General features: G+C 55.6%; 10 protein-coding genes and 2 tRNA genes. 5 read left to right on the top strand and 7 right to left on the bottom strand.

The genetic code is table 11. From position 1 onward, the window contains the following. Positions 1–14 precede the first annotated feature (14 nt). The 3 genes from amiB to nnr are packed head-to-tail and all read right to left on the bottom strand — an operon-like array spanning position 15 to position 3748. Positions 15–1745 carry an N-acetylmuramoyl-L-alanine amidase AmiB gene (amiB, locus tag JHD74_RS12495; RefSeq protein ID WP_199062801.1) on the bottom strand — a complete coding sequence of 577 codons (1731 nt, stop codon included), beginning with the start codon at positions 1743–1745 and terminating at the stop codon, positions 15–17. Positions 1746–1752: 7 nt separating this feature from the next. After that, on the bottom strand, positions 1753–2223 hold the full coding sequence (gene tsaE / locus JHD74_RS12490; protein ID WP_021178997.1) for a tRNA (adenosine(37)-N6)-threonylcarbamoyltransferase complex ATPase subunit type 1 TsaE: 471 nt from the start codon (positions 2221–2223) through the stop codon (positions 1753–1755). A gap of 10 nt (positions 2224–2233) precedes the next feature. Beyond that, entirely contained in the window at positions 2234–3748 is a 1515-nt protein-coding gene (gene nnr / locus JHD74_RS12485) for a bifunctional ADP-dependent NAD(P)H-hydrate dehydratase/NAD(P)H-hydrate epimerase (RefSeq protein WP_074032080.1), read from the bottom strand. Between nnr and queG the strand changes: the two genes are divergently transcribed. Next, entirely contained in the window at positions 3747–4886 is a 1140-nt protein-coding gene (gene queG, locus JHD74_RS12480) for a tRNA epoxyqueuosine(34) reductase QueG (protein ID WP_024530191.1), read from the top strand. The two genes, nnr and queG, sit on opposite strands and share 2 nt — an antisense overlap. Positions 4887–5174: 288 nt before the next feature. Here queG and JHD74_RS12475 read toward each other — a convergent pair. The 3 genes from JHD74_RS12475 to JHD74_RS12465 all read right to left on the bottom strand — a co-directional run bounded on the left by JHD74_RS12475 (position 5175) and on the right by JHD74_RS12465 (position 6433). Then, positions 5175–5250, bottom strand: a tRNA-Gly gene (locus JHD74_RS12475). 55 nt (positions 5251–5305) lie between these two features. Next, positions 5306–5381 (bottom strand) — tRNA-Gly (locus JHD74_RS12470). A gap of 233 nt (positions 5382–5614) precedes the next feature. Further along, entirely contained in the window at positions 5615–6433 is an 819-nt protein-coding gene (locus tag JHD74_RS12465) for a helix-turn-helix domain-containing protein (protein WP_074032079.1), read from the bottom strand. Between the two features lie 103 nt (positions 6434–6536). Here JHD74_RS12465 and JHD74_RS12460 point away from each other — a divergent pair, with 103 nt between their 5' ends. Both JHD74_RS12460 and JHD74_RS12455 read left to right on the top strand, forming a co-directional pair. Then, positions 6537–7703: an efflux RND transporter periplasmic adaptor subunit gene (locus JHD74_RS12460; protein WP_199062800.1), complete on the top strand. Its 1167-nt coding sequence runs from the start codon at positions 6537–6539 to the stop codon at positions 7701–7703. Beyond that, a complete protein-coding gene (locus tag JHD74_RS12455) occupies positions 7700–9226 on the top strand; it encodes a DHA2 family efflux MFS transporter permease subunit (protein WP_024530194.1) in 1527 nt (508 codons plus the stop codon). The genes JHD74_RS12460 and JHD74_RS12455 overlap by 4 nt, the downstream gene beginning before the upstream one ends. A 64-nt stretch (positions 9227–9290) precedes the next feature. Here JHD74_RS12455 and orn read toward each other — a convergent pair whose 3' ends face one another. Next, positions 9291–9836, bottom strand: coding sequence for an oligoribonuclease (gene orn, locus JHD74_RS12450; RefSeq protein WP_024530195.1), 546 nt, complete (start codon positions 9834–9836; stop codon positions 9291–9293). A gap of 163 nt (positions 9837–9999) precedes the next feature. Here orn and rsgA point away from each other — a divergent pair, with 163 nt between their 5' ends. Continuing rightward, positions 10000–11049 carry a small ribosomal subunit biogenesis GTPase RsgA gene (gene rsgA / locus JHD74_RS12445; RefSeq protein WP_024530196.1) on the top strand — a complete coding sequence of 350 codons (1050 nt, stop codon included), beginning with the start codon at positions 10000–10002 and terminating at the stop codon, positions 11047–11049. 64 nt (positions 11050–11113) lie between these two features. Then, positions 11114–12007: an archaetidylserine decarboxylase gene (asd, locus tag JHD74_RS12440; RefSeq protein ID WP_199062799.1), complete on the top strand. Its 894-nt coding sequence runs from the start codon at positions 11114–11116 to the stop codon at positions 12005–12007. Positions 12008–12010 lie beyond the last annotated feature (3 nt).

The raw sequence follows: 12010 nt of genomic DNA, 5'->3' as shown, positions 1-12010 counted from the left end.
TGTTGGCATCAAGCCTACGGAATGATCAGCGTCCGATCCAGCGGCGCAACATCCGACTTTAATTTGTTAACCCGTTTAAGCTCGCTGACGCTGACGCCATATCGCGCGGCGATGGATGACAGCGTGTCACCGCGAGTCACCTTATGTTTGCTCGGTTTGGTGCTTTTTGCCTTGGCCTGAACCGGTACTGCCGCCGTTTTCCCAGCGGGGACCTTCAGACGCTGACCAACCCAGACGCCGTCTTTTTTCAGCTTGTTCAGCTCACGTAGCGCCGCCACGCTGGTGCCATAGCTATCGGCAATGCCGGAAAGCGTTTCCGCCCGCTTCACCACATGGATCTGCGTTTTTCCTACGCTGGCGCTACTTCTGGCCGGGCTGGTCACCGGCTCAGGCTGTCTGAGATCGTCTGTCGTGGAGTTAACCGCCGCTGCGACGTCCAGCGGGCGGTTTTCCACCTTTGGGTCGGCTTGTAGCGGATGCGCCAGGAAATAACTGCGCAGGCCGTTGTGGATCGCCCGTGCAATTTTATCCTGATATGCGCTACTGCCCAGCAGTCGCTCCTCCGTGCTATTACTGATAAACCCGGTTTCCACCAGCAGCGATGGAATATCCGGTGAACGCAGCACTCCCAGGCTGGCGTGTTCCGGACGGCGTTTGTGCAATGAACCTACGACCTGTAACTGTTGCAAGACCTTAACGGCCACGTCATAACCGACGCGCTGCGAATGACCGAACTGCAGATCCAACACCGCCTGACTCAGATAAGGGTCGGCCTGGCTGTTGGCCAACAGATCGCCCGCGCCACCCAGCAGTTCGGACTGTTTCTCATGCTGTTCCAACCAACCGGCCATCTCGCTGTTAGCCCGGCGATTGGACAATACCCAAACCGAAGCCCCTTTGGCACTGCGATTCGGCGCGGCATCCGCGTGGATAGACACCAACACGTTGGCCCCCTGCTTGCGCGCCACGTCTGAACGGCCCATCACCGAAATAAAATAATCCCCGTTACGCGTCATCACCGCTTTAAACATCGGATCGGCATCCAACAACGCACGTAGGCGATGCGCGATGGCAATAGTGACGTTTTTCTCTTTCAGACCGTTTGGCCCGATAGCACCAGGATCTTGCCCACCGTGGCCTGCGTCGATCGCCACCACCACCCGATCGCCAGAACCGGCCGACACTCGGCTGCTACGTGGGGTAATGCTGGTTGCCGTGCCTGATACCGCAGCCGACTTCGGAGTAAATGGATTGGCGTTACTCGACGTAACCGGTGCTTTACGCACTGGCTCAGCCACCACCGGCACAGGCACCGGTGCCTTACGGACAGTGTTTGTCGTCGTTTTGGCTTCTGAGGTGATGGTGAAGACGACGATGTAACTGTTGCCCTCTTGACGCGTCGCCACACGGGTTTTGGCACGTTGGGTTAAATCAAACACCAAGCGTACGCTTTGTGCATCTTTCGGCTTACTGGAACGAATGCTTTTTACCAGGTTTTGGCCGCTGAAGTTCAACGGCAGGCCGCCCACTTTGCCCGTTTGATTCACGTCCAGGACCACCCGTTCTGGACCATGTATGGTTGAGAAGCTATACGAGGGAGGGCCAGTAAAGCTCACTGACACCGTGGCTTCACGCTGAGCATTGGTCACTTTGACGTCGGAGAGGGACGATGCCGCCCAGGCACCAAACGGCCCCAGCAACGCGAGCAAGGCAATCACAGCAAATCTTCTTAACCCATACATCATTGCTGCGTCATCCTTGTTGCCTCTGAATACTTTCCAATAATTGTTCGCCATAGGCGGAAACCGCCTGGAGCTTCGCCTGACGCCCTTCGTCTTGGTAACTGAGATGCAGTTCCAGATCGGGATCGGGCAGCACGCCGGTACCCTGCTGCGGCCACTCCACCAGGCAAATCGAGTCCTGGGCAAAATAGTCGCGGATACCCATAAATTCGAGTTCTTCCGGGTCAGCCAGGCGATAAAGATCAAAGTGATAGACCGCCAGCGGTTGCAGCGCATAAGGTTCCACCAGCGTATAGGTTGGGCTTTTCACATTGCCCTGATGGCCTAACGCCTGCAAAAAGCCGCGGCTGAAGGTGGTTTTACCGGCACCCAAATCCCCATAAAGATAAATCACGCTGGCACGATCGCACGCCTGGGCCAGGACGGCCCCCAGTGCGACTGTGGCTGCCTCATCCGGCAGCGGTAAAACGAGTTCTTTCATTCGATAATGTCTATTTTGCCAACTCAGGGTTAACGTAATGAGGGATCACCGCCAGCAGATCGGTGGCCAGTAATCCCCTTGTTCCTTGTTTTGCCGCAACATGATCCGCCGCTGCGCCGTGCACTACGCAGCCCGCGCAGGCAGCATCATATAGCGGCAGCTTTTGCGCCAACAAACCGCCAATGATACCCGACAGCACATCTCCCATGCCACCGGATGCCATGCCAGGATTGCCAACGTCGGCGATCGCCATCTGTCCATGCTCATCAGCGATCAAGGTCCCTGCGCCTTTCAGCACCACAACGCCGCCGTATTGTGCAACCAACCTGCGGGTTGCAAGTAAGCGATCACTCTCAATATCAGCGGTGCGGCAGCTCAATAATCGCGCGGCTTCACCAGGATGCGGGGTAATAATACGATTCTGACGCTTCTCGGGGTGTAATGCCAGTAAGTTAAGCGCATCAGCGTCCCATAATGTTGGTTTATCACTGGCTTGCAGCTGTTGCAACGCATTGCGGCCCCAATCGCCCTGGCCAAGCCCCGGGCCAATCACGACCACATCAGCCCAGTCCAGCGCCTGTTGCAGAATATCGTCACTCAGGCGCTGCACCATCAACTCAGGCCGGGCGGTCAGCAGCGGCCCAATGTTCTCACTGTGAGTAAGCACTCGCACCAGTCCAGCCCCGGCACGCAGTGCGGCTTCCGCAGCCATGCGGATAGCTCCGCCAAAACCGTGATCGCCACCGACCAACAGTAAACGACCATGATCCCCTTTATGAGAACAAGGACGGCGAGGCTTCAGCCACCTGGCCAAATCGCCAGCCGTAATACGCTCGATCTGTGGAGACTGTGTTGCCAACCAATCCACCAGTCCTAGCGTACTGTAATGCAGTTGCCCCACCCAATCACGCGCCTGCCCGGTCAGCAACCCTGGTTTGAGTGCAATAAAAGTCAGCGTATGTGCCGCACGGATCGAGACTCCCGGCACGGCTCCGCTTTCAGCCAGCAGGCCTGAAGGGATATCCAAAGCCACCACTGGCGCATCGGCTCGGTTGGCCGCCTCGATCAGCGCATCATAGGGCGCTCTGGGGGCCGCCCCCAACCCGGTGCCTAACAATCCATCAATGATGAGATCAACATCCTCTGGCCAACGGCTGGTCGCGGGCAGGACTTCTCCGCCGCTTTCCAGCCAGGCTTGCCGGGCAGTGGCGGCCTCTGGTGGCAATGGACGAACGCCTTCGCAGGCAATGAGCGTCACCTTGATGCCCGCAGCACGGGCCAGACGAGCAACCACATAACCATCGCCACCGTTATTGCCATGCCCACACAGCACCAGCCAATGCCTGCTGGCCGGATAGCGGTCGCACGCCAGCTCATAAGCCGCCGCACCGGCACGCTGCATTAACGAATACAAAGAGAGGCCAAGCGTTGCGGCAGCAGCAGGTTCTGCCTGGCGGATCCAGTCTGCAGACCAAACAGAGTGTGGTAAACTGGAACAGTATTGTTTCTCACTATGGCCCGTCATGACACACCCCCTCGATCTCGATCAACTCGCCCAACATATCAAGCAATGGGGGCAATCGCTAGGATTCCAGCAAGTGGGGATCTGCGATACCGATCTCAGCGCGGAAGAACCCAGATTGCAGGCGTGGCTGGATAAGCAATACCACGGCGAGATGGAGTGGATGGCACGCCACGGCATGATGCGTGCACGGCCACATGAATTATTACCCGGCACGCTGCGGGTGATCAGCGTGCGCATGAACTATCTGCCCGCGAAAGCCGCGTTCGCCAGTACGTTAAAAAACCCGCAGTTGGGCTACGTTAGCCGTTATGCGCTGGGGCGTGATTATCACAAGCTGCTACGCCAACGGCTAAAAAAACTCGGCGATCAAATCCAGGCTTATTGCGGTGAACTGAATTTCCGGCCCTTTGTGGATTCGGCCCCCATCATGGAGCGAGCCTTGGCCTCAAAAGCCGGCATCGGCTGGGTTGGTAAACACTCACTGATCCTCAACCGCGACGCTGGCTCCTGGTTTTTCCTGGGCGAGTTGTTAATCGATTTGCCCCTGCCGGTGGATAAGCCGCAGGAAGAGCAGTGTGGCCGCTGTGTCGCCTGCATCACCACTTGCCCTACCGGTGCGATAGTTGCCCCTTACACCGTCGATGCCCGGCGCTGCATCTCCTACCTGACCATCGAGCTGGAAGGCGCTATTCCAGAAGAATTCCGCCCTCTGATGGGCAATAGAATCTACGGCTGCGACGATTGCCAGCTCATTTGCCCTTGGAACCGCTTCTCGCAGTTGACGGATGAAGACGATTTCAGCCCCCGCGCTGCGCTGCATGCTCCGCAACTGATCGAGCTGTTTGGCTGGAATGAGGAGAAGTTTCTCCGTATCACCGAAGGCTCTGCCATCCGACGTATCGGCCATTTGCGCTGGTTACGCAATATCGCGGTAGCACTCGGCAACGCCCCTTATCTGGATCAGATCGTTATCAGCTTGCAGACTCGGCAAGGTCAGGATCCGATGCTGGACGAACACATCAATTGGGCACTGGCTCAACAGCTTGCACGCCGTGAAGCCCTGGCGGTTGAGGTGCAGACTACGCAGAAAAAACGTTTAATTCGGGCGGTCGAGAAAGGATTACCGAGGGATGCTTAGAAAACCCTCAGACTCTCCCTGTGGATTTGTGCATAAAAATAAAAATGCGTTGTCTTTCAAGCGTCACAAAAAGAGCAAGTGATCGAGATAACGTTTTATAAGAAATAAATATTTATGATTATCAATGAGATATAAATTTCATTTGTGCAACGTTGCAATTTTGCACAGAAGGTATTATGTACAGAAACTGTGGATAACTCTGTTCACAACATATTTTCTGAGTATGTATAACCGAGCGAAAGTCACACCGGAAGCGGCGTAGGATTGAATGTAAACTGGAGATAAAATTGGAGCGGGAAACGAGACTCGAACTCGCGACCCCGACCTTGGCAAGGTCGTGCTCTACCAACTGAGCTATTCCCGCATTGATATGCTTGAAGCATTCGGCCAACAATGAACAACATGGCCTTTGAAATTTTTGGAGCGGGAAACGAGACTCGAACTCGCGACCCCGACCTTGGCAAGGTCGTGCTCTACCAACTGAGCTATTCCCGCCCGGCGTAACGATGGTGAATGGAACGAAATTCTTCATCGGTACGGGGTGCGCATTATACGAGAAATCCTTTTCGCCGCAAGCCCCTGAAAGCAAAAAAACGCGAATTTTGTCTGATTGCTGCTTTAAGCACCGAAATGGTGAATTTTCATGCCGGGATAGGTAAAAACCTGCTTTGCGGGCAACCAAGGTCAGGATTTGGTCCCTCATCACGGTGAACGACCAATAGATCGAATCACAGCGACTTTCGCTTGGAAAAATAATGGGCGGGTGAATCGCCAAAACACCGTCTGAACATCGCGATAAAGTTGCTGGGGGTCGCATACCCCAGAGCATCAGCAATACTGCTCACAGCCATACCATTAGCCAGCATTTCCAACGCGTGGGACAACCTTGCCTGTTGACGCCATTGTGCAAAGCTGTTGCCCGTCTCGGCCATAAACAAACGCGACAGGGTGCTAGGCGAAAGCCCTCCCCAAGCCGCCCAGGCTTGCAAGGTCCTGGTGTCATCAGGCGCGGCAAGGATCGCATTGGTGATCCGCAATAAGCGCCGGTCGGTAGGCATTCTCAAATGCAGCGGCTGATGAGGCGAACGCCGGATTTCATCCAACAGCACCGCAATCATTCGCTCCTGTTCAACTTGCAAAGTCTCTTCAAACGACCAAGACACCGCGCGGCGTACTAACGCATTCATCAACTCACTGATGCCAATCACACAGGGTTGATCGGGCAAGTCTTTGCTCGCATCAGGCGTAATCAGCACCGTCCAGCCGCTCATGACGCCGCTGATGCTGACTTTGTGCGGCTCGTGTGAAGGTATCCAGCCGGCACGATTCGGTGGTAACAGCCAGGAGCCTTGCCTGGTGCGAACATGCAACAAGCCGTTCTCCACGCAGAACAGCTGCCCCCGCAAATGCTGGTGCCAATCGTATTCACGCGTCCCCAGACGAAACTCAAGACCCGGATCGTCTTCACCCCACATAGCGATCAGTGAAGGGCCATCGGCACGTTCACTGAGGTCGGATGGATGATTGGCAAGCAATGCTACCGTCATGATTGTTTCTCATTATTTTTAGCATAAATAACGTTATCCAACTTTTCGACAGTTGTCCATTATTCATACTTTCTCCGCTCTTTGACCAACCAGAGGCCCCCTAATGAACGATGTTAAGACCACTCCCCCCACCCCTGCGAGCAGTAAACGCCCTTGGCTACTGTATTTACTGGGGGCAGCCTGTCTGCTTACCGCTATCCTCTGGGGAGGATGGTATGGTGCGTATGGTCGCTGGTATGCCAGCACCGATAACGCCTATGTTCAGGGGGATGTCGTACAGATCACGCCACAGTTTCATGGCACCGTGGTCTCCATCAACGTCGATGATGGCGAATTGGTGTTCGCTGGCGATACGCTGATTAAGCTTGATCCTGGTGACAGCCAACTGGCACTGGACAATGCCGAGGCCCACCTGGCTAACGTGGTGCGAAAAGTACGTGGTTTGTATAGCGCGGTCACCGGTGCCAAGGCCGAAATCGCTGTCCGCCAAGCCACGCGGGACAAAGCTCGCGCCGATTACCAACGACGCCGTGCCCTTACCCTTTCTGGTGCCATATCTAAAGAGGAATTAGCCCATGCCAACAACGCCTTTCTGGAAGCACAGAGCGCGCTCGACGCTATCGAGCAACAGTACCAGCAAAATCTCTCATTAGTTGATAACACCAGCCTGACTTCACACCCCGAAGTGCTGGCAGCAATAGCGGCATTGCGTATCGCTTTCCTCGATCGCTCACGCACCACCATCGTCGCCCCAGTCACGGGGTATGTCGCCAAACGTAAGGTGCAGTTGGGCCAGAGAGTACAGCCAGGCGAAGCGCTGATGGCCGTCGTGCCACTGGATAAAGTCTGGATCGAGGCTAATTTCACTGAGGCTCAACTGCGTGATATTCGCATCGAACAACCGGTAGAGATCTATGCCGATGTCTATGGCAAAACCATACGCTATAACGGCCAGGTACAGAATTTGGGTATTGGCACCGGTGCCGCATTCGCGCTGCTGCCAGCACAGAATGCCACGGGGAACTGGATCAAAATCGTTCAGCGTGTACCGGTACGGATCTCCCTAACTCAGCCCGAGCAGCTCATTAGCCATCCGCTACGCATTGGGTTGTCCATGCAGGTCAATGTGGATCTGCATGATCGTAACGGTGCGTTATTAGCCCAACGATCGCCAGAGCCCTTGTTGGCGACCGATGTCTACCGCGATCAACTGAGTCAGTCAGACGCCTTGATCGAACGGATCGTTAAGGCTAATGGGGGGCATTTATGAGCTCCACGACCCCCGCCCAGGGTTTCCGTCCCCCCAGCGTCAACTGGACCACCTTTGGCCTGGCTTTGGCGGTCTTTATGTATGTGCTTGATGGCACTATCGCCAATGTCTCCTTGCCGACCATCGCCGGTAATCTGGGAGCCAGCAGTAGCCAAAGCGCCTGGGTGATTACCAGTTTTGCCGCCAGCAACGCGATTGCCTTGCCACTCACGGGTTTTCTGGTGCGTCGCATTGGCCAGTTGCGGCTGTTTCTCTGGTCAATGGGATTGTTCACTGCCGCCTCATTAGCGTGCGGAATGGCCATCAATATGGAAATGTTAATTCTCTGCCGCGTGTTTCAAGGGGCCGTGGCGGGGCCACTGATCCCGACAACCCAAGCGCTGATGTTGTCGATTTACCCGCCAGAAAAACGAGGTTATGCCCTGTCCATGATCGCCATGGTCACCGTAGTCGCTCCGGTTGCGGGCCCCTTGCTCGGTGGGTGGATCACCGATTTTTATTCATGGCGCTGGACCTTCCTGATCAATATTCCGGTCGGCATTTTTGCCTGTACTCTGGTTGCCAGCCAAATGCATGGCCGCCCCGAGAGCACCATGCGTGCCAAGGTGGATCGCGTTGGGCTAGTCGCGTTGATCCTGGGGGTGGGCGCACTGCAGATCTTGCTGGATAAAGGCAACGAAGAGGATTGGTTCAATTCATCCCAGATCGTCGTGCTGGCTATCGTCGCCGTAGTCAGCTTGCTGTTTTTTGTTATCTGGGAACTGACCGACTCACAGCCGATCGTCAATCTGCAGCTATTCCGTCATCGCAATTTCCGGGTGGGTACGCTTGCACTGATCGGTGCCTATTCCGCTTTTTACGCCACTAACGTCATCATGCCACTTTGGCTACAGCGAACCTTGGGCTACCCCCCTATCTGGGCAGGGTTGGCCGTAGCCCCCATGGGGATTTTGCCGCTGCTGCTGATGCCCTTTATGGGCAAATATGCGTCGCGTTTCAACATGCGCTGGCTGGTGTGCGGGGCTTTCTTACTGCTGGCCACAGCCTCTTTCCTACGTTCAGGCTTTGTCATTGAGATTGATTTCCAGCATATCGCACTGATCCAACTGTTGCAGGGGTTAGGGCTGGCACTGTTTATCATGCCGATCAACGCCATCTTGCTCTCCGACCTCAAACCGAACGAGATCGCGGCTGGCTCAGGGCTTGCCACCTTTATGCGTACGTTAGGGGCCAGCCTGGCGGTCTCCATTACGACCTTGATGTGGGATCGCCGTGCGGTTTCCCATCACGCCCAATTAGGCGAATCCCTGACCGTTTACGATCAAGAGACTCGTCAGGCGGTCACAACTTTAGGGCTGGGCCAGGCGCAGTCAGGCTATGAACGGCTGAATAACCTGGTCTCCGAACAGGCCGCACAGATCGCCTTCAATGATATTTCTTATGCGCTGGCTGGCGTGTTTCTGCTAGCCATCGTGCTGGTCTGGTTTGCCAAACCCCCCTTCGTCCCTAAAGCCAAACCCTAGATCCACGCAATAGAAAAGGGGGCGTGGATTAATCCTCCGCCCCCTTTTATGAAATTGATGCCGACTACAGCTGAATAAAATGCTCGCGGTAGTACGCCAGTTCCGCAACGGATTCGCGGATATCATCCAACGCCTGATGGGTGCCCTGCTTCTTGAAACCTGGCAGGATCTCCGGTTTCCAGCGGCGCGCCAGCTCTTTCAAAGTGCTGACATCCAGATAGCGATAGTGGAAGTAGGCTTCCAGCAGCGGCATATAGCGGAACAGGAAACGGCGATCCTGGCCAACGCTGTTGCCACAGATTGGTGATTTACCTGCTGGCACCCACGCTTGCAGGAAAGCAATAGTGGCCAGTTCGGCGGCACGATCGTCATGCTGGCTGGCTTTCACACGCTCCACCAGCCCACTGCCAGTATGCGTGCGCACATTCCAGTCATCCATCAGCGCCAGTTGCTCATCTGATTGATGCACTGCGATCACCGGTCCTTCGGCAAGGATATTCAAATTGGCATCGGTCACCAACGTCGCGATCTCGATAATACGATCGCGTTCAGGGTCCAACCCGGTCATCTCCAGATCGATCCAAATCAGGTTGTTTTCGTTTCCTGTCATGATTTTTCCTGCGTATAAAGCCGAAAGATAAACAAACCACGGGCAAGCCCGCGGCTAATGCCAGCGTGCGTGGCGGCCAAGAACGGTTATTTAATATAAAATAGCGTGTATCATAGCCTTTTTGCTCGCCCCGAGCGATAAATGCCGATTCAAGTGAGGCTCAGTGAGTAAGAACAAACTGTCCAAAGGTCAAGAACGCCGCGTACAGGCCAACCATCAGCGTCGCCTGAAGCGTACTGACAACAAGCCGGAGCTGGATGATTCCCAATTGGGCGAACCGCAGGACGGGATCGTCATCAGCCGCTTTGGCATGCATGCAGACGTGGAAGCCGCAGACGGCGTCCAGCATCGCTGCAACATTCGCCGCACCCTACGTTCGCTGGTTACCGGCGATCGCGTGGTCTGGCGCCCTGGCGTAGGCACTCATGCGGGGGTCAAAGGCATCGTAGAAGCGGTGCATGAACGAACCTCGGTGCTGAACCGCCCTGATTTCTACGACGGCGTTAAACCCATCGCCGCCAATATCGATCAGATCGTCATCGTGTCGGCCATTTTGCCCGAACTTTCACTCAACATGATCGATCGCTACCTGGTCGCCTGCGAAACGCTGCAAGTCGAGCCGCTGATCGTGCTCAACAAGATCGACCTGCTGGACGCCGAAGCGCGTAAGGTGGTCGACGGAATGATGGACATCTATCGCCATATTGGCTATCGCGTTCTCGAAGTGTCCAGCCAGACCCGCGAAGGGATGGAAGCCTTTGAACAGGCACTGGTCGACCGTATCAGCATCTTTGCCGGGCAGTCCGGCGTGGGCAAATCCAGCCTGTTGAACGCTCTGCTGCCGCAGACGGAAAAGCAAATTCTGGTAAATCAGGTTTCCGACGTCTCCGGCCTGGGGCAACATACCACCACGGCGGCGCGGTTGTATCACTTCCAACATGGCGGTGATGTTATCGACTCCCCTGGCGTGCGTGAATTTGGTCTGTGGCATCTGGAGCCAGAGCAGGTCACCCAGGCCTATGTCGAATTCCGCGACTATTTAGGCGGTTGTAAATTCCGCGACTGCCGCCACGATACCGATCCGGGCTGCGCCATTCGCGCCGCGATGGAAAGTGGTGCCATAGCCAAAGAGCGTTTCGACAACTATCACCGCATCCTGGAAAGCATGGCGCAGGTTAAAACCCGCAAAAACTTCTCGGACGCAGATAACTGATCCACAGTGCGGGGGTTGCGCTAATCGCCATCCCCGCCCTTATACCCCCTTTCAAGAGGTTAATGTGCTGGATAGCATCAAGATTAAATTACAGTATTGGCTGCCAAAGCTGGCGTTAACCCGCCTGGCGGGCTGGGGCGCAGATAAAAAAGCCGGTTGGCTGACGAAGCTGGTGGTAAAAGCGTTTGCCCGCTATTACCGCGTACAGATGCAGGAAGCACAGAACCCGGATTTAGCCTCCTATGCCACGTTCAATGAATTCTTCGTTCGCCCATTACGTGATGGCGCACGCCCGATCGTAGCGGAGCCTCACGTGCTGACACTGCCAGCAGATGGTGCCATCAGCCAGCTCGGGGCGATCCGCGACGATCAAATTTTCCAGGCCAAAGGCCATAATTACACGCTGGAAGCCCTGTTGGCTGGCAACTACCTGTTAGCGGAGCCTTTCCGTAACGGCCTGTTCGCCACCACCTATCTGGCGCCAAGCGACTATCACCGTGTCCATATGCCATGTGACGGCGTACTGCGCGAAATGATCTACGTGCCGGGCGATTTGTTCTCGGTTAACCCGCTGACCGCCGCCAACGTGCCGAATCTGTTTGCGCGCAATGAGCGCGTGATCTGCGTATTCGATACCGCCTTTGGGCCGATGGTGCAGATCCTGGTCGGGGCGACTATTGTGGGCAGCATCGAAACCGTCTGGGCCGGTACCGTCACGCCACCCCGCGAAGGCATCATCCGCCGCTGGACCTATCCAGCCGAAGGCATGGAAGGCGCGATCCAACTGGTTAAAGGTGAAGAGATGGGCCGCTTCAAACTCGGTTCCACGGTCATCAACCTGTTCACACCTGGCAGCGTGCAGTTCGCTCCGCACCTGAACAACGGCACCGTAACCCGGATGGGCCAGGCTTTTGCTGAAGCCACAGCTGCACCAGACGCCACCTTCGAAGGGAATTAATGC

Origin of the sequence: Serratia sp. ASV30 (genome assembly GCF_016428815.1) — a bacterium.
GTDB classification, from domain to species: Bacteria; Pseudomonadota; Gammaproteobacteria; order Enterobacterales; family Enterobacteriaceae; genus Chania; species Chania fonticola_C.
Note: the sequence above shows the minus strand (reverse complement) of the source record. Positions and strands in the feature narration are given on the sequence as shown.